Annotated in this window: 14 protein-coding genes; 6 read left to right on the top strand and 8 right to left on the bottom strand. The window is 70.0% G+C overall.

The window, feature by feature from the left end; translation table 11 throughout:
• Window positions 1–13 precede the first annotated feature (13 nt).
• The 5 genes from LK539_RS14035 to LK539_RS14015 all read right to left on the bottom strand — a co-directional run bounded on the left by LK539_RS14035 (window position 14) and on the right by LK539_RS14015 (window position 6,489).
• Window positions 14–1,474: an oligosaccharide flippase family protein gene (locus tag LK539_RS14035; protein WP_227801577.1), complete on the bottom strand. Its 1,461-nt coding sequence runs from the start codon at window positions 1,472–1,474 to the stop codon at window positions 14–16.
• 107 nt (window positions 1,475–1,581) lie between these two features.
• Window positions 1,582–2,577: a glycosyltransferase gene (locus tag LK539_RS14030; RefSeq protein WP_227801575.1), complete on the bottom strand. Its 996-nt coding sequence runs from the start codon at window positions 2,575–2,577 to the stop codon at window positions 1,582–1,584.
• Window positions 2,546–3,565 carry a glycosyltransferase family 2 protein gene (locus tag LK539_RS14025; RefSeq protein WP_227801574.1) on the bottom strand — a complete coding sequence of 340 codons (1,020 nt, stop codon included), beginning with the start codon at window positions 3,563–3,565 and terminating at the stop codon, window positions 2,546–2,548. Before LK539_RS14025 ends, LK539_RS14030 begins: the two co-directional genes overlap by 32 nt.
• 108 nt (window positions 3,566–3,673) lie before the next feature.
• Window positions 3,674–4,903 carry a pyridoxal-dependent decarboxylase, exosortase A system-associated gene (locus tag LK539_RS14020; protein ID WP_227801572.1) on the bottom strand — a complete coding sequence of 410 codons (1,230 nt, stop codon included), beginning with the start codon at window positions 4,901–4,903 and terminating at the stop codon, window positions 3,674–3,676.
• A complete protein-coding gene (locus LK539_RS14015) occupies window positions 4,900–6,489 on the bottom strand; it encodes an acyl-CoA ligase (AMP-forming), exosortase A system-associated (RefSeq protein ID WP_227801570.1) in 1,590 nt (529 codons plus the stop codon). Before LK539_RS14015 ends, LK539_RS14020 begins: the two co-directional genes overlap by 4 nt.
• 111 nt (window positions 6,490–6,600) lie before the next feature.
• Here LK539_RS14015 and LK539_RS14010 point away from each other — a divergent pair, with 111 nt between their 5' ends.
• From LK539_RS14010 to LK539_RS13985, 6 genes are read left to right on the top strand one after another with little or no spacing between them, the layout of a single operon-like run.
• A complete protein-coding gene (locus LK539_RS14010) occupies window positions 6,601–7,803 on the top strand; it encodes a DegT/DnrJ/EryC1/StrS family aminotransferase (RefSeq protein WP_227801569.1) in 1,203 nt (400 codons plus the stop codon).
• A complete protein-coding gene (locus LK539_RS14005) occupies window positions 7,800–8,846 on the top strand; it encodes a GNAT family N-acetyltransferase (protein WP_227801568.1) in 1,047 nt (348 codons plus the stop codon). Before LK539_RS14010 ends, LK539_RS14005 begins: the two co-directional genes overlap by 4 nt.
• A gap of 1 nt (window position 8,847) precedes the next feature.
• Entirely contained in the window at window positions 8,848–9,096 is a 249-nt protein-coding gene (locus tag LK539_RS14000; RefSeq protein WP_227801566.1) for an acyl carrier protein, read from the top strand.
• Window positions 9,093–9,935 (top strand): hydrolase 2, exosortase A system-associated, encoded by an 843-nt coding sequence (locus tag LK539_RS13995; RefSeq protein ID WP_227801565.1) that lies wholly within the window; start codon window positions 9,093–9,095, stop codon window positions 9,933–9,935. Before LK539_RS14000 ends, LK539_RS13995 begins: the two co-directional genes overlap by 4 nt.
• On the top strand, window positions 9,932–10,774 hold the full coding sequence (locus LK539_RS13990; protein ID WP_227801563.1) for a hydrolase 1, exosortase A system-associated: 843 nt from the start codon (window positions 9,932–9,934) through the stop codon (window positions 10,772–10,774). The genes LK539_RS13995 and LK539_RS13990 overlap by 4 nt, the downstream gene beginning before the upstream one ends.
• Window positions 10,768–12,033 carry a glycosyltransferase gene (locus LK539_RS13985; protein ID WP_227801562.1) on the top strand — a complete coding sequence of 422 codons (1,266 nt, stop codon included), beginning with the start codon at window positions 10,768–10,770 and terminating at the stop codon, window positions 12,031–12,033. Before LK539_RS13990 ends, LK539_RS13985 begins: the two co-directional genes overlap by 7 nt.
• Before the next feature lie 30 nt (window positions 12,034–12,063).
• Here LK539_RS13985 and LK539_RS13980 read toward each other — a convergent pair whose 3' ends face one another.
• The 3 genes from LK539_RS13980 to prsK are packed head-to-tail and all read right to left on the bottom strand — an operon-like array spanning window position 12,064 to window position 16,989.
• On the bottom strand, window positions 12,064–13,527 hold the full coding sequence (locus LK539_RS13980; protein ID WP_227801561.1) for a right-handed parallel beta-helix repeat-containing protein: 1,464 nt from the start codon (window positions 13,525–13,527) through the stop codon (window positions 12,064–12,066).
• The gene (prsR, locus tag LK539_RS13975; protein ID WP_227801560.1) at window positions 13,524–14,885 is read right to left on the bottom strand and encodes a PEP-CTERM-box response regulator transcription factor; all 1,362 of its coding nucleotides are present in this window, start codon (window positions 14,883–14,885) and stop codon (window positions 13,524–13,526) included. The genes LK539_RS13980 and prsR overlap by 4 nt, the downstream gene beginning before the upstream one ends.
• A gap of 13 nt (window positions 14,886–14,898) precedes the next feature.
• A complete protein-coding gene (gene prsK, locus LK539_RS13970; protein ID WP_227801559.1) occupies window positions 14,899–16,989 on the bottom strand; it encodes an XrtA/PEP-CTERM system histidine kinase PrsK in 2,091 nt (696 codons plus the stop codon).
• Window positions 16,990–16,998 lie beyond the last annotated feature (9 nt).

Genomic DNA, 16,998 nt, shown 5'->3' with positions numbered 1-16,998 from the left:
CGGCCGGCTTCTTTCAGGAAGCGCGACCGAAGCGCGACAGGCGCAGCCTGGCGCTGCCCGCCAGCAGGTGCAGTTCGTTGACGAGCGGGTGGGAAATCAGGCGCAAGGCCCCGTACCAGGTGCCGAGCACGAAAGGAAACGCGAGCAGCAGCCGCGCCATTGCCGGCAGTGACTCCGGCAACACCAGGTGCAGCGCTTCGCCGATCACCGTACAGCACACCGCCACCGCCAGGCTCGGCATGACGCTGGCGAACAGGGCCGAAGGCTTGAACTGCAGGTAGTGGTACTGCAGGTAGAGCATGACCGGCACGACGCACATCGTCGCCAGGCAGACTGCCCAGCCAAAGCTGACCAGGGTACCGTCGAACAGCAGCACGCCCAGCGTAATGCGCATCACCAGGGTGGCGCTTTGCGGAATCGCGCCCAGGTAGGGGCGTCCGATCGAAGCGAGCGCGCTCGGCGTGTACTGGAACAGCAGGTAGAAGCACGCTGCGATACAAAGCGGCAGGATCGCCGGGACGCTGTCCAGCCAGGTAGGACCATACAGCGCCAGCACCAGGTCGCGCCCGAATACCGCCGTCAGGGCCAGCGCCGGCCAGCCGATGCCGGTCAGGAGGGTGACGGCGCGGCGCAGGGTCGGCACCAGCGATTCGCCGCGGTGATGCGCCTGCGACAAATAAGTCAGGGCGCCATAGGTGACGGTGGTACCTGCCAGGTAGCTGAAGATCGACACCGTCGAGTTGGCCCGGCTGAACAGGCCGACATGGCGTGCACTGCCCAGTTTGCCCAGCACGAGTTCGGCGATCGAGCCGTTGGCGGCATCGATACAGTTGGTCAACAGCTGTCCCACGCCGAAGTTGATCACCCGCCCCCAGCCACGGCGCGAGGGAATCCAGGGCATGCCTTTCGGGCGGAAAGGGATGTAGGCCAGGGCGCAGGTGCAGATGTTGATCAGGTTGGCCCAGGCCAGGCTCATGGTGCCGAAATCCAGGGCCGCGAGGATGAGGCAGCTGGCGCAGTAAGCGATGGTGCCGGCCGCCGTCACCACGGCCTGCTTGTCCGCCGCCAGTTCACGCAGCAGCATCGAGTGCGTCAGCGAGCCGAACGGGATGACGATGAAGCCCAGGGCCAGCACCCGCATGACCGGGACGATGCCGGGCTCGTTGAAAAAATCGCCCAGCGGCGCGCTGAGGGCGAACAGGCCGACCGCCAGCGACCACGAGGTGGCGTACAGGATCCCGAGTGCCGAACGGATCTTTTCGGGGGTGAGCTCGGGCTCGCGCTGGATATAGGTGGCGACGCCGAAGTCGCGGAACATGTGGGCGATGGTGACGAACACCACCGTCATCGAGAACACGCCGATCTCGCTCGGGGTGAGCATGCGCGCGAGCAACACGCTGACGAGGAACTGCACCAGGGCGGCGCTCGACGACGAGAAGAAATTAATGACTAGTGAGCGGCGCAGGTTGGCCATGCTTCATATACTTTCCGGCAACTGCCTATTCGCGGCACTACCAAGGACCTTGACGATGGCGAAGCGGCTCGCCGGGTTCAGGACAGGACTGCACCAGCCCGGTCCGCCTATCCTCGCATGACCGACGCCATGTCGCGCAGCGAGCGCAGCGAAGGATTGCTCCACATGAGCGGAGCGACGGCGGCGACCGCCGCCCGGCGCTGGCCGGCGCGCAGGTGCATGTATGCCAGGCTCAGCCTGCCATAACGCAGCCTGGTGCGCCAGCCGCGCCGGATCCCGGCCGGCGCGTCGCGCAATTCCTCGTCCAGGGCCGCAATCGTGGCGACGTACTTGCGCTGCGCCGCCACCGGATCCTTGCGCAGGGCGCTGCCCGGGTAGATGTAATACACCGACAGCGGCAGGTTGACCACGCCGCCGCGCCGGCTGGCGGCATACAGGCGGATGAAGAAATACATGTCTTCGCCAATCTTGTGCTCGAGCGGGAAGCCTCCCAGCCTGAGGAAGGTCGCGCGCGGCAGCGACAGGGTGCGGATCTCGGCGAAACCATCGGCGATGCAGGCCTCGAAATCGTCCTGGGCGATCGGGATCTCGACCTGGCCCGGATGGCGCGCCACCAGGCTGCGGCCGGCGGCGCAGGCGTCGATCGAGAACTGCAGATGGGTATCGTCGGGCTCGCGGAAGTCCTGGTCGGCGAACAGGAAATCGATGTCCGGTTCGCGCGCGATCCAGCGTGCGTGCGCAGCCAGGCGTTCCGGCATGTAGGTATCGTCGGCGTCCAGGAAGGCCAGCCAGGTGCCGGTGGCCAGGCGCGCCCCGTTGTTGCGGGCCGCCGACACGCCGGCATTCGGCTGGGGCACGTAGCGCACCCGGTCGCCGTAACGCGCCGCCACCGCCGCCGAATCGTCGGTGGAACCGTCGTCGATGACGATGATCTCGTGCGCCGGCCAGGTCTGGGCCAGCACCGAGTCGATCGCGCGCGCCAGCGTCGCGCCGTTGTTGAAATTCGGTATGACGACCGAAAACGTGATGTCAGGATGGTTCATGGCAGGCAGGGAACGGGCCGCATGTGGCTCAGGCGTCACCCGGGCGGAAGTGGCGAGCATGGTTGCGCCACAGCGCACGGCGCAGGGCCTCGACCACCCACGGCACCTTGCGTTCGAGGTTCCATTTCCCCGACTTGCCGGTCTGGCTGTCATAGACGCCGAGCATGCAGGCCGCGCACTTCTCGTCGTAGCCGCCGTTGCGCAGGCGGTTGGCCACCAGCAGGGCGCGGTCGATCAGCTTCAGGCGGATCATGCGGCGGTAGGGGGCGGGGGTATGCTGGTACCAGAACTTGAACGAGTTGCGCGCCATCAGATAAAAATAATACGGTCCTTTCTCGCTCATCCGCAGGCGCGGATGGCAATGCAGCACCACCGCATCGAAGGCCATGCGGCACAGCCAGCCCTTGGCGGACAGGCGCGCGCTGATGTCGTTGTCTTCCCAATAAGCAAAATAGGAATCGTTGAGCAGGCCGACTTCGCGCAGGGCCTCCACGCGCAGCATCAGGGCGGCGCCCATCAGCCACATGTCGCGCGGATACTGCGCTTCCATTTGGCGTGTTTCTTCCACCGAGGTCGAGCTGACCGAGGCCATCGCCGGCCAGTCGTGGCGGGCGCCGCAGAAATCGATCACGCTTTCGTCGTCGCGCGCCAGGATCAGCGGCGAGGTGGCGCCGCAGCGCGGATCGGCGTCGATCAGTTCGACCAGGCGGTCGAGCGCATCCGGCTTGACCACGGCGTCGCTGTTGACCAGCCAGGCGTAGTCGGCGCCGCTGTCGAGCGCACGGCGCAGTGCGATATTGTGGCCGCCCGCGAAGCCGAGGTTCTGCTCGTTGCGCAGCAGGCTCAGGTCGGCGCCGGCCAGGCTCTGCTGCAGGCGGGTCCATTCCTCGGCACGCGAACCATTGTCGATCACCACGATGTCGAGCAGGTGGCCGGCCCGGTTCTTGAGCGCAGCCAGCGAACGTACGCAGGCGGCGGTCTCGTCCGAGCAGTTCCAGTTGAGAACACTGATCAGGATGCGCCGGGAACTCGGAGCTGGCTTGGACATGTCTACCTCGGCACTACGGCAATTAAATTAACGACAATTATTCTAGATCAATTTTCGTTCGCTGAGGCAATTAAACCAATCGTGCGCACGGCTTGTGGCATGACCGCGTCACACCAGCACCTCGGCCGGCGCCGGATGTCCGAGGAAGGCGGTGGGGCTGGCCGACAGGCCGTAGGCGCCGGACTGGAACACCACCACCAGGTCGCCGCTGTCCGCCTGCGGCAGTTCCATGCGTTCGGCCAGCATGTCGAGCGGCGTGCAGAGGGGACCGACGACGGTGACGCTCTCGCGCGCCTGTGCGTCCATGCGGTTGCCGATCGCCACCGGGTAGTTCTTGCGGATCACCTGCCCGAAGTTCCCCGAGGCCGCCAGGTGGTGGTGCAGGCCGCCGTCGGTGACCAGGAACACCTGGCCGCGCGATTCCTTCCGCTCGAGCACGCGCGCCACGTAGACGCCCGCTTCGCCCACCAGGTAGCGGCCGGACTCCAGCGACACCCGCACATCGCCCAGGCGTTCGCGGACGCGCGGCAGCCACGCGGCCAGCCCGGCCGCCACCGGAGCCAGGTCGAGCGCCGCCTCGCCCGGGAAATACGGAATGCCGAAGCCCGCTCCCAGGTTCAGCATGCGGGGAAGGAAGGCGCAGTCCTCGGCCAGGCGCAGGGCCAGCGCGAAGCCGCTCGCGTGCGCCTCGACCACCGCCTCCGCCTTCAGGCTTTGCGAGCCGGCGAAGATATGCAGGCCGAGCGGCTCGATACCATGCCGGCGCAGTTGCGCCACCACTTCCGGCACGCGTTCGGCGTCGATGCCGAAGGGCTTGGCGCCCCCGCCCATGCGCATGCCCGAGGCCTTCAGCTCGAAGTCCGGATTCACGCGCAGCACCACGCGCGGGGCCAGGCCGAGCTCCTTGGCCTGGTGCGCGATACGCTCGACCTCGGCCGCCGATTCGGCATTGATGCATACCCCGGCGGCGATCGCGCGCCGGATCTCGGCCATGCTCTTGCCGGGGCCGGCGAAACTGATATCGGCCGGGTCGAAGCCGGTGTCGAGGGCGGTGGACAGCTCGCCGCCTGACGCCACGTCGAGGCCGTCGGCCAGCCCTGCCATCAGCTGCACCATGGCCGGCATCGGATTGGCCTTGATCGAATAATGCAGCTTCAGCCCGGCCGGCAGGGCGGCGCGCAGCTGCGCCATGCGCGCCTTGACCAGGGCCCGGTCATAGGCATAGAAGGGCGTGGCGCCGACCCGTTCGGCCAGGCGCGACAGGGGCATGCCACCGATCTGCAGTTCGCCGCCGGCGACGGGAAACTGGTTCTGCGGGGCGTGGACAGGTTTGTTCATGCGATGCTGCTTTCGAAGGTATCGAGGAAGGCCGCGCGCAGCGCCGGGCGGTCGATCTTGCCGTTCGGGTTGCGCGGAAACGCTTCGGCGCGCAGGGCCAGGTGCTGCGGCACCATGTAGGCCGGCATGCGGCGCTGGCATTCCTTCAGCAGCGCGCCGCGGGTGGCCTCGTCGGCGCAGGGCACGCTGGCCAGCAGCACCACCGCCTGTCCCAGCTCCGGGTGCGGCACGCCGAACGCGACCGCCTCTTCCACCAGGCCGCTGGCATAGGCCAGCTCTTCGACCTCGGTCGGGCTGATGCGGTAGCCGGAGACCTTGATCAGGTCATCGGTACGGCCGACGAAGTACAGGAAACCCTCTTCGTCGCGGCGCACGGTGTCGCCCGACCAGACCGCCATTTCGACCAGGGGCAGGGCCGGATCCTGTCCCGGCGCCGGGCGGAAGCGCTCGGCGGTCTTAGCCGGATCGTTCCAGTAGCCGAGCGCGACCAGGGCGCCGCGGTGCACCAGTTCGCCCGGCTCGCCGGGCGCACAGGCGCTGCCGTCGGGCCGCACCACCATCACCTCGGCATTCGGGATCGCGCGCCCGATCGAATCCGGACGCCGGTCCAGCTGTTCCGGCGGCAGGTAGGTCGAGCGGAAGGCTTCGGTCAGGCCATACATCAGGAACACCTGTGCCCGCGGCAGCGCGGCGCGCAGCTGCGCCAGCGTGGCGCCCGGCATGGCGCCGCCGGAATTGGTGAGGTAGCGCAGGCTGCAGTCGGCCGGCCACGGCAGCCGCGCCAGCTGGCTCCACAGCGGCGGCACGGCGGCCAGGCCGGTGATGCGCTCGGCCGCGACCGCCGCCACGACATCGCGCGCAAACAGGTGGTTGATCAGCACCGCCGAGGCGCCGGCCAGGAAAGCGCAGGTCAGCTGGCTCAGGCCATAGTCGAAGCTGAGCGGCAGCACCGACAGGATGCGGTCGTCCGGCCCGATCGCGAGGTAATCGGCGACGCTGCGCGCACCGGCCACCAGGTTACGGTGCGACAGCACCACGCCCTTGGGCTTGCCGGTGGAGCCGGAGGTGTACAGGATGGCGGCGACGTCGGCGTCGATCCGGCGCGCCGGCGTGGATGCGGGCGCGGCGGCCAGCGCCGCTTCCCAGGCGCGCACTTCCGGCGCGCCGGCGGGCGTCTCCGCTCCGGACTTCAGCCCGGTGGCCAGCACGGCGCGCAGGTCGGGACAGGCCGCCAGCACCGGCGCCAGCGCGGCCAGGCGCTCGCTCGAGGTGACCAGCACCCGCACGTTGCAGTCGCGCAGGATGTGCGCGACCTGTTCCGGCTTGAGCAGAGGATTGACCGGGACGAAGACGGCGCCGGCGGCGGCGGCGCCGAACAGCGCCGCCACGTTCTCGATGCGCTTTTCCAGGAACACGGCCACCCGTTCGCCGGGCGCGCGCAGATGGGCGCCCAGCGCCGCGGCGGCGGCGCGCACGGCGCCGGCCAGCGCGGCGTAGTCGAGGCGGATGTCGCCATGGGCCAGGGCCGGGGCCTGCGGCGTGCGCGCGGCCGAGGCGAAAATGAAGTCGTGGACCAACTCGCTCATAAAAGAAGACGAAGCATGCGCGGCATGTCGTGTTGCGGTGCAAATAGAGCGCAATGTTACCATTTCGCCTGCGAAACAAGGCACAATACGACCCAGATACCACAGCCGACCATGCCGCTTCCCGCCCCCCTTTCCCTCGCGCCGCCGGCGCATCCCCGCGTGCCGCTGGCGCCGGTGCTGTCGCGCGCCTCGTTCGGCCGCGGACGCGCCAGCCTGCCGAGCGTGCTCGAGGCCGGGGAAGCCCGCTTCGTCACCAGCGGCCGGGTGGCGCTGGCGCTGGCGCTGCGCGCCCTCGGCGTGGAAGCGGGCGACGCGGTGCTGCTACCGGCCTATCACAGCCTGTCGATGGTGCCGCCGGTGCTGTGGCGCGGCGCGACGCCCCTGTTCTACCGCGTCGGGATGGACACGGCGGTCGACCTGGACGATGTCGCCGCGCGGCTCGGGCCGCGGGTGAAGGTGCTGGTGGTCACCCATTACTTCGGCTTCCCGCAGGACCTGGTGCGGCTGCGCGCGTTTTGCGATGCGCATGGCCTCGCCCTGGTGGAGGACTGCGCCCACTGCTTCTTCGGCGAGCACGCGGGACGCCCGGTCGGCGCATTCGGCGACTACGCCATCGCCAGCAGCATGAAATTCTTCCCGGCCTACGATGGCGGCGTGCTGGTGTCGCGCACCCGGCCGCTGGCGTCCAGGCTGCGCCCGGCCGGCGCCGCCTTCGAGATCAAGGCCCTGCTCAACACCCTGGAACGCGGCTTTGCCTACGGCCGCCTGCCGCTGCTGCACGCCCTGCTGGCCGCCCCGCTGGCGGCCAAGGGACTGTTGTGGAACGCGCTGAAAGGCCGCCGCGGCGAGGCGGCGCAGGCCGCGGCGCTGGCCCCCGCCTCGTCCGACAGCGGCGTGGAGTTCGACCCTGCCTGGGTCGACAAGCGCGCCTCCTGGATCGCGCGGCGCCTGCTGCGCCGCGCCGACGCCGGGCGTATCGTGACGCGGCGCCGCGCCAACTATGCGCGGCTGGAGCGCGCGCTCGGCGGCCTGCCCGGTTGCCGCCCCCTGTTCGCGCAGTTGCCGGCGGGCGCCTGTCCCTGGCTGTTCCCGCTGCTGGTGGACGATCCGGAGCCGGTCTGCGCGCGCCTGGACGCATGGGGCGTGCCGGTCACCCGCTTCGCCTCGACCCTGTGGCCCGGCGTGGACGCGGCTGCCGGCGCCGAGAGCGCAGCGCTGTCGCGCCGGGTGCTGGCCTTCCCGCTGCACCAGGAGCTGCGTGAAGACGAGCTTGCCTGGCTGTGCGAACGCGCACGCGCGGCCCTGGCCCCATGAAGTGGCGACTGCTTCCGGCCGCGCGCTTCGGCGCCGCCGCCGCCCACTGGGATGCGCTGCGCGCCGGCCTGCCGGCGGCGCCGATGTTCGCGCCCGCCTTCGTGGACGCGCTGCTGGAAGCGTTCGGCAGCGGACCCGAGCTGCTGGCCCTGTGCGAAGACGAGGCGGGCCCGTGCGCGGCGGCCGTGCTGGCGCCGCAGGGCCCGGGGCGCTGGGCCACCTTCCAGCCGGCCCAGGCGCCGCTCGGGCTGTGGCTGCAGCGGCCCGGCATCCCGGCCGCGTCCCTGCTCGCCGGCCTGGGCGGCGCCCTGCCTGGCTTCGCCCTGCAGCTCGGCCTCACCCAGTGCGACCCGCTGCTGCTGCCGCGTCCCGCTCCCGGCGCCGGCGACAATATGCGTACCCTGGACTACATCGCGACCGCGCGCATCGATGTCACCGGCGGCTTCGAGGATTACTGGAACGGCCGCGGCAAGAACCTGCGCGCCAACCTCAAGAAGCAGCGCAAGCGCCTTGCCGCCGACGGCATCGCCACCCGCCTCGACGTGGTCGATCAGCCCGGCATGATGGCTGCCGCGGTGGCCGACTACGGCCGGCTGGAAGGCGCCGGCTGGAAGGCGCGCGGCGGCACCGCCGTCGACGCCGGCAACGCGCAGGGGCTGTTCTATGCCCGCATGCTGGAAGCCTTCGCCCGCGATGGCGGCGCGCGCGCCTACCGCTACTGGTTCGGCGAGCGGCTGGTCGCCATGGACCTGTGCATCCTGGAACGCGATACCATCGTCATCCTGAAGACCGCGTACGATGAAAGCGCGGCGGACGGGCTGTCGCCGGCGCTCCTGATGCGCGAGGAAGCCTGCCGCGCGCTGTTCGACGAAGAACGGTTCGCGCGCATTGAATTCTACGGACGGGTGATGGAGTGGCACACGCGCTGGACGGACCAGGTGCGCACTCTTTACCATCTCAACCATTACCGGTGGCCGGCCCTGGCGCGCCTGCATGCGATGCTGCGCGAACGGGGCGCCGCCCACCTACAGAACGGAGCATGACATGTATCTCGACGAAGTGAAAACCCTGCTGGCCGACGTGCTGAACCTCGGTCCCGGCGCCCAGGCGCTGACGGCCGACTCGCCCCTGCTGGGCGCCATTCCCGAACTCGACTCGATGGCGGTCGTCAGCGTGATCGCCGCCATCGAAGACCGGTTCGGCGTCATGATCGACGACGACGACATCAGCGCCAGCACCTTCGAGACGGTGGGCAGCCTGGCGCGCTTCGTGGAACAGAAAACCGGACAATGATGCGTCCCGCGCCTGCCGAACATTTCTTCCTGCCTGCCGCCGCCGGACGGCGCTATTGCGTCTACCATCCGGCCCAGGGCGGCGCCCGTGCGGCGCTGCTGTACGTGCCGCCCTTCGGCGAGGAGATGAACCGCAGCCGGCGCGCGGCCAGCGTGGCCGCGCGCGCGCTGGCCGCGCAGGGCTGCGCGGTGCTGCAGCTGGACCTGCACGGCAGCGGCGACAGCGACGGCGAGTTCGGCGAGGCGCGCTGGGACACCTGGAAGGCCGACCTCGCCCTCGGCCACGCCTGGCTGGCAGAGCGGACGCAGTGCACCCCCGGCCTGTGGGGCGTGCGCCTGGGCGCGCTGCTGGCGCTGGACTACGCGCGCGCCGCCGCCGTGCCGGTCGAGCGCTTCGTCCTGTGGCAGCCGGTGCTGCGCGGCGCGGTCTACCTGAACCAGCTGCTGCGCATGCGCATGGCAAGCGAAATGCTGGCCGGCGAAGGCGGACGCGACAGCCGGCGCCTGCGCGAGTCGCTGCGCGTGGAAGCCCAGGAGATCGGCGGCTACATGCTGGCCCCGGCGCTGGCGGATGCGATCGAAGCGGCCGACGCGGGCGCCTTCGCGACGCCGGCGGCGCCGCTGCACTGGCTGGAAGTGGTGCCGGCGGCCGGCCGCCCGGTTCCCCAGCCGGCGCAGCAGCAGGCCTGGATCTGGCGCGCCCAGGGTGCGACCGTGGAACTGCAGGCCGTGCACGACGAGGCCTGCTGGAGCATGGCGGAAACGGCCGAGTGTCCGCAGCTGCGTGCGGCCACGCTGGCCGCGCTGGCCGCGCCGGCGACGCAGGGAGGGCAGCCATGATCGACGAACGCGCCATCTCCTTCGACTGCGAGGGCGACCGCCTGTACGGCATCGTCAGCCTGCCGGCCGGCCCGGCCGCGCCCGTGCGCGGGGTGCTGATCGTGGTCGGCGGCCCCCAGTACCGCGCCGGCAGCCACCGCCAGTTCACGCTGCTGGCGCGCAGCCTGGCCGCGCGCGGCATCGCCGCCATGCGCTTCGACTATCGCGGCATGGGCGACAGCGAGGGCCGCGCGCGCGGCTTCGAGGAAGTCGATGCCGACATCCGGGTGGCGCTCGACGCCTTCACCGCGGCCGCGCCGCAGCTGCGCGACATCGCCCTCTGGGGCCTGTGCGACGGCGCCTCGGCGATCGCATTCTACGGCGCCGGCGACGCGCGCGTGGGCGGCCTGGCCCTGCTCAATCCCTGGGTGCGCACCGAGGCCGGCGCGGCGCGTGCGACCATCCGGCATTACTACCGCAGGCGCCTGTTCGAGGGCGAGCTATGGAGCAAGATCCTGGCCGGGCGCTTCGACCTGCGCTCGGCGGCCGCCTCGGCGCTGGCAGTAGCGCGCAGCGCGCTGGGCGCGAAGCCGGCGCCGGGGCCCGTGGCCACGCTGCCGCAGCGCATGGCCGACGGCCTGGCGCGCTTCGACGGACGCCTGCTGGTGATGCTCAGCGGCGCCGACCTCACCGCCCAGGAATTCGCGGGCGTGGCCGAGACCGATCCCGCATGGCGCCGCCTGCTCGGCGAGCGCCGCGTCACGCTGCGCCGCCTGCCGGGCGCCGACCATACCTGCTCGCGGCGTGACTGGCACGACCAGGTCGTCGACTGGACCTGCGACTGGATGGCCGCGTGGTAGACACGGTCCTGATGGTCGCCTTCCACTTCCCGCCCCAGCGCGGCAGCAGCGGCATCCAGCGCACCGTCTCCTTTGCCCGCTACCTGCCCGACCTCGGCTGGCGTCCCCTGGTGCTCAGCGCCCATCCGCGCGCCTATGCGGACGCGGGCGGCGCGCCCTACGACGGACCGGCGCAGGTGACGCGCGCGTTTGCGCTCGACAGCGCGCGCCACCTGGCGATCAAGGGACGCTATACCCGCATGCTGGCCCTGCCCGACCGCTGGATCGGCTGGCTGCCGGGCGCCGTCTGGGCCGGCTTGCGGCTGGTGCGGCGCGAGCGTCCCGCCGTCATCTGGTCCACCTATCCGATCGCCACCGCGCATTTGATCGGCCTGGTGCTGCACCGCCTCACCGGGCTGCCCTGGGTGGCGGACCTGCGCGATCCGATGATCGACGCCAGCTGGCCGCAGGATCCCTGGATGCGGCGCGCCGCCGCCTGGGTCGAGCGCCGGACGCTGCGCCACTGCGCGCGCGCCGTGTGCGCCACGTCTGGCATGGTGCGCAGCTACCGCCAGCGTTATCCGGAACTGCCGCCGGAACGCTTCTGCGTGATCGAGAACGGTTACGACGAAGCGGAATTCACGGCCGCCACAGCGGACGTGCCGCGGCCCGTTGCGGCGCCCGACCGCCCCTTCGTGCTGCTGCACAGCGGAATCGTCTACCCGTCGGAGCGCGATCCGGGTCCGCTGTTCGCGGCACTGGCCGGGCTGGCCCGCGCCGGCGTTCTCGATCCGGCGCGCTTCCGGCTGCGGCTGCGTGCGCCGGTGCACGATGCGCTGCTGAAGGAACTGGCGCGCGAGCAGGGCATCGACGCGCTGGTGGAGATCGCTCCGCCCCTGCCCTACCGCGCCGCGCTGGCGGAAATGCTGGCGGCCGACGGCCTGTTGGTCCTGCAGGCGGCAAACTGCAACGACCAGGTGCCGGCCAAGCTCTACGAATACCTGCGCGCGGGACGCCCGCTGCTCGCGCTGACCGATCCCGCAGGCGACACCGCGGCCCTCATGCGCGCGGCCGGCATCGATACCATGGCGCCGCTCGACGACAGGGAAGCGATCGCGCAGGCGCTGACGCGCTTGCTGGAATTGGCGCGCAGAGGCAGTGCGCCGTGCGCGGCGCCGGAGTTCGTGCAGGCGCAGGCGAGGAGCGCCCGCGCCCGGCAACTGGCCAGCCTGCTGGCAGACGTGGCATCCGAGGCCCGGTCCCGGCGCGCTGGGAACTGAGGCAGCGCGCTGCCTGGGGCCCGGGCGCGCTTACCTCTGGGGCCCGGCCGCGCTAGCGGCAGAGGCCAGGCAGGGAGCGAAGTCGTCGAACGCTCCGTATGCGGGCGCCGCGCTGCGCGCCTGCCCGCACAGGTCGTGCGGCGCGCCGGACGTCGCGCCCTCGCGGCGCGGTACTTCATCGCGCCAGGCGAATTCGCGGCCGGCGAACAGCGCGCGTACCGGGGAGTAGCCGAGATAGGCATACAGTGGAGGCGTGCTACGGTTGTCGCGTTCGCGCACGACACCGCCGTCGCGGCTGCGGATAACGCCATCGACCAGGTTGCCTTCGAGGTCGGCGCTGCTTCCGGCGAAACGCACATCCACACCCGCGGTGTCGATGACGCTGTTGTGGACCAGACGGCTGCCCGCAGCGTTGTTGAGATAGATGCCGACGTCGGAACACGAGGCGATCAGGTTGCTGTGCAGGCTGGCGTCCTGCTGCTCGACCACGCAGGCGCGGTCGCGGCAGTAGGGCTTGCCGGTGGCGCCGCCGCCCAGCGACAGCCCGACACGCTTTCCGCCCAGCCCGCGCAGGCGGCGCTCGCACCAGACCAGGTTCTGCTCGAACAGGTTGCGTTCCCCCGCCCCCTTGGCGAAGGCGCCATAGCTGATGCCGTCGCCGAAGCCCTTGACGAAGTCGCTGATCAGGTTGCGCCGGATGTTCCAGTCGCTGGCGGCCACCAGATCGATCGGCGTCACCGGATTGGTCGTCATGCGCGCCTTCGTGTTGTGCAGGGTGTTCGACTCGATCAGCCCATGGTCGGGGAAACGCCCGTTCTCGCCGTTTATCTTGATGTGCGCATTGAAGTCGACCAGGGTATTGTTGACGATGGCGACATGATGGGCGGCGCCCACGATGTGCAGCGCATGCTCGCAGCTCGAATCGTCGCCGCACACGCCTCGCATTTCCAGGTTTTCAATCCGCCACCATGGCGCGCCGATGCGAATTGCCTCGACGGTCTCCACTAGCAGCGTGACGCTGCCGGGGCGGCGTGCACGCAGGGTGATTGGCGCCGCTTCGCTGCCCGGCTGGAAGGCCGCCAGCGTGGCGCCGATGCGGTAGCTGCCCGGCTGGAGGGTGATGGCGTCGCCCGGCTGCGCCTGTCCGACCGCGGCGTACAGGGCGCCCACGCTGGCGACCTCCACCTCGCGCGCGACGCGACCGGATGCGGGAGCGTCCTGGGCGCCGAGCCGCAGCGCTGCCTCGGTCAGGAGCGGCCCGCTGTCCCGGTCGAGCGCGACCAGCCCGGAGCCAAGCCAGTGCCCGACGCTTTCGATGGCGGCGTTGTGGCCGTCGGCGCGGCGCTCGATGTAGGGTCCAAGCTGGCGCGGAGCGACGTTCACCCGGTCCAGCACGAAGGCAGCGGCGCCCGCCGCCATGAGCGCCAGCAGCAGCGCCAGCGCCAGCAGGGTGGCCGGCAGGCGCCGCCGCGCCGCACGCGGGCCAGGCGTCATGGAGCGGACTTGATGCCGTGGCGGGACATCAGATCGTACAGGGTTGGGCGGCTGACCCCGAGGATCTCGGAAGCCTTGACGATGTTGCCGTCGACCCGTGCCAGCACCTTGACGATGGCCTTGTACTCGGCCTCGTCGCGCACCTGGCGCAGGTTGATCGGTTCTTCGGTCGCGCCTTCGCCCGGCAGCCCGAGGTCCTCGGCGACGATGGTGTTCCCGTCGGCCATGATGACGGCGCGCTTGATGTAGTTCTCCATCTCGCGTACGTTACCGGGCCAGTTGTAGCCCTCGATCGCGGCGATCGCGTCCGGCGCGAAGTGCAGCGAGGCGCGCCCTTCGGCGGCGCAGAACTTGTTCTTGAAGTGGTGCGCCAGCAGCGCCGCGTCGCCTTCGCGTGTACGCAGCGGCGGGATGGTCACCACGATCTCGGACAGGCGGTAATACAGGTCTTCGCGGAAGCGCCCCTGGGCGCACAGTTCCTTGAGCTTCTGGTGGGTAGCGCAGACGATGCGCACGTCCACCGGGATCTCCTCGTGGCCGCCGATGCGCTCGATCACGCGCTCCTGCAGGAAGCGCAGCAGCTTGGCCTGCAGCGCCATGGGCAGGTCACCCACCTCGTCGAGGAAGAAAGTGCCGCCGTGCGCCAGTTCGACCTTGCCCTTGGTCTGCTTCGCCGCGCCCGTGAAGGCGCCTTTTTCGTAGCCGAACAGTTCGGATTCGAGCAGGTTCTCGGGGATCGCCGCGCAGTTGATCGCCATGAAGCGCTCCTTGGCGCGCGGCGACAGCTGGTGCAGGGCGCGCGCCAGCACTTCCTTGCCCGTGCCCGATTCGCCCAGCAGCATCACCGAGGCCGAGGTCGGGGCCACTTTCTCGATGTTGCGGCAGACCTTGAGCATGCCGGGGTCGCGCGAGATCACGCCGGCCAGCGGCGAATCGGCCTGGGCCTGCTGCATGCGGCGGTTTTCCTTCTGCAGGTTGTGCAGGAAGAAGGCGCGCTGGATCACCAGGTTCAGCACTTCCGGGTCGCAGGGCTTGTGGTGGAAGTCGTAGGCGCCCATGCCGATCGCCTTGACGGCGTTGGCATGGTCCTGGTTGCCGGTCAGGACGATGACGCGGGTGTCCGGCGCCAGCGCCAGGATCTGCTGCAGGGTTGCCAGGCCTTCGGTCGAGCCGTCCGGGTCGGGCGGCAGGCCCAGGTCCATGGTGCACACGGCCGGCTCGTGGCGCCGGATCTGGGCCAGTGCGGCCTCGCGGTCGCCGGCCACCACCACGTCGTAGGCGTCCAGGCTCCAGCGCAGCTGTTTCTGCACCCCGGGATCGTCCTCGATGATCAAGAGTTTCGGTTTTGTCTGGGTCACGTTGTTCCTCGTTTCAGGCGGCACGGCGGGCGCCCTGCTCCGCCGGCGTTTCCTGTTGGTGGTGCGGCAGCAGGACCCGGAAGGTGGTGCCCGCACCAGGCGTGCTGCTCACCTCCAGGCTGCCGCCCAGTTCATGGATGTATTCACGGCTCTCGAACACGCCGATGCCCATGCCGGCCGACTTGGTCGAGTCGAAAGGCTTGAACAGGCGCTCGCGGATGAACTCTTCGCTCATGCCTTCGCCGGTGTCGACGATCTCGATCAAGGCCTGGCCGTCCCGGCGCAGCAGGCGGATCGTGACGCGGCCGGTGCGCGGGGTTGCTTCGATCGCGTTCTGGATCAGGTGGCCCACCACGCGCTCGAGGCGCTCGCGGTCGGCCAGCACGCGCAGCTGCGGGTCTTCCACCACCAGCTCGGGGCGCGGCTCGAACGCGGCCTTCAGCGCCACCGCCTGCGCCACCACCTCGTCCAGCGCCAGCGCCAGCGGCTGCTCGGCATTGTCGAGGCGGCTGAGCTTTTGCAGCATGATCTTCATCTTCTGCACCGAGTAGTCGACGGTCTCGAGCATGTCGGCCTGGAATTCGGGATTGTCCTTGTGCTTGGCCGCATTCGCGTTCATCAGGGACAGCTGCAGCACCAGGTTCTTCAGGTCGTGCACCACGAAGGTCGACATGCGGTTGAAGGACTCGAACTGGCGCGCGACCATCAGCGCGTTGGCGGTGTCCTGCTGGGCCAGCTGGCTGGCGGCCTGGCTGCCCGCGATCTCGAGCACGTCGATCACTTCCCAGTTCAGCTTGACCGGGCTGCGCGGGTTCTGCAGCAGCACGAAGCCGAACAGGCGCGCGTGCAGGATCAGCGGCACCACCAGCCAGGCGCGCGGATAGTCGGCCAGCCACGCCGGCAGCACCAGGGCGTCGTACTTGTCCGGGCTATGCGCGTATTCGTGCAGGTCGACCACCCACTGGCTGGTTTCGAGGAACTGGCAGAAGGCCGAGCCGGCCGGCTCGGAAGCCGCAGGCGCCGGGACCTGCCAGCTGGCCACCGGTTCGAAGCGTCCGCCTTCGACGCGCTGCCACAGGGCTCCGCCCGGGCTCTCGACCAGGTTGGCGACCGCTTCGATGGCGCGCTGGCCCAGGTCGGGACCGGGTTTCGACAGGGTGCGGGTGAAGCGCATCCACTCTTCGCGGTAGTCGTAGTTGTAGCGGTAGAAGTGCTTGCTGATGAAGACCTTCAGGCGCGCCCGGAAGCTGCCCGAGAACAGCACCCCGGCCAGCAGGATGATGGCGGCGAACAGGAAGGTCACCTGCATTACCGTGCCCCAGCTGCCGCCGAAATAGCGCAGGTAGTAGCCGGCCGAGCCCATCGCCAGCAGGTAGAGCGCGGAGCCGAACAGGGTCGCCGAGTGGAACATCGCGCGGCGCGACACCGACAGCGGCGAAGACCACAGCTTGCTGCGGCCGAGCGACACCGCGATCAGCGGCACGCTCAGGGCGTTGACCAGGCCGCGCGCGGCCCAGATGTCGGTGTCGACGCTGCGGAACAGCAGTGCGTGGCTGTACAGGTAGAAGTCGTAGGCGAACATGGTGCCGATGCCGAGGCAGGCGAACTTCACCGCCCAGCGCTCGTGCAGGGTGCGGTTGCGGTAGACCAGTTCGACCAGCAGCATGCCCGACACCGCCATCGCCACCCGCGCCGCGATCGGCAGCGCGCCGGCGTCGGCCGTGGGCGCCAGGCTCCACCAGCCGCCCACGGTCCCGAGCAGGCAGCCCAGGTAGGCCAGCGCGCCCAGCACCAGCGCCGGCTGCAGGCGCAGCGGCAAGCGGCTGGCGGGATCGGTGAAGTGGCCGCGCAGCACCAGCAGGAACGCCGACCAGGAGGCGTTGCGCAGCAGCTCGGCGCTGTCGGCCAGCGCCGAGACGGGCGTGCCGACGCTCGCTTCCCAGGCCAGGGTCGCACCCCACAGGACGCTCGAGAGGCAGGCCAGGCCGAGCGCGATGTCGTGGCGGCGCCGCTGGCGCACCGCCAGCGGCGCGCCCAGCACGAGGAAACAGACGGCCACCAGCACGTAGCTGTAGGCCGCGATGCTGGTCAGGGAAACTTCCATGGGGTCGAC

The sequence above is a fragment of the Massilia sp. IC2-476 genome (genome assembly GCF_020707295.1).
Taxonomy (GTDB): domain Bacteria; phylum Pseudomonadota; class Gammaproteobacteria; order Burkholderiales; family Burkholderiaceae_D; genus Telluria.
The sequence above is the reverse complement of the archived record's forward strand: the minus strand, read 5'-3'. Positions and strand labels throughout refer to the sequence as shown.

Excerpts from the sequence above, each read along its gene's own strand:
- LK539_RS14020 (WP_227801572.1), bottom strand. The coding sequence starts at position 4,903 with ATGAACAAACCTGTCCACGCCCCGCAGAACCAGTTTCCCGTCGCCGGC.
- LK539_RS14030 (WP_227801575.1), bottom strand. The coding sequence starts at position 2,577 with ATGCTCGCCACTTCCGCCCGGGTGACGCCTGAGCCACATGCGGCCCGT.
- LK539_RS14000 (WP_227801566.1), top strand. The coding sequence starts at position 8,848 with ATGTATCTCGACGAAGTGAAAACCCTGCTGGCCGACGTGCTGAACCTC.
- LK539_RS14010 (WP_227801569.1), top strand. The coding sequence starts at position 6,601 with ATGCCGCTTCCCGCCCCCCTTTCCCTCGCGCCGCCGGCGCATCCCCGC.
- LK539_RS14025 (WP_227801574.1), bottom strand. The coding sequence starts at position 3,565 with ATGTCCAAGCCAGCTCCGAGTTCCCGGCGCATCCTGATCAGTGTTCTC.
- LK539_RS14005 (WP_227801568.1), top strand. The coding sequence starts at position 7,800 with ATGAAGTGGCGACTGCTTCCGGCCGCGCGCTTCGGCGCCGCCGCCGCC.
- LK539_RS13990 (WP_227801563.1), top strand. The coding sequence starts at position 9,932 with ATGATCGACGAACGCGCCATCTCCTTCGACTGCGAGGGCGACCGCCTG.
- LK539_RS14035 (WP_227801577.1), bottom strand. The coding sequence starts at position 1,474 with ATGGCCAACCTGCGCCGCTCACTAGTCATTAATTTCTTCTCGTCGTCG.
- prsK (WP_227801559.1), bottom strand. The coding sequence starts at position 16,989 with ATGGAAGTTTCCCTGACCAGCATCGCGGCCTACAGCTACGTGCTGGTG.
- LK539_RS13980 (WP_227801561.1), bottom strand. The coding sequence starts at position 13,527 with ATGACGCCTGGCCCGCGTGCGGCGCGGCGGCGCCTGCCGGCCACCCTG.
- LK539_RS14015 (WP_227801570.1), bottom strand. The coding sequence starts at position 6,489 with ATGAGCGAGTTGGTCCACGACTTCATTTTCGCCTCGGCCGCGCGCACG.
- LK539_RS13995 (WP_227801565.1), top strand. The coding sequence starts at position 9,093 with ATGATGCGTCCCGCGCCTGCCGAACATTTCTTCCTGCCTGCCGCCGCC.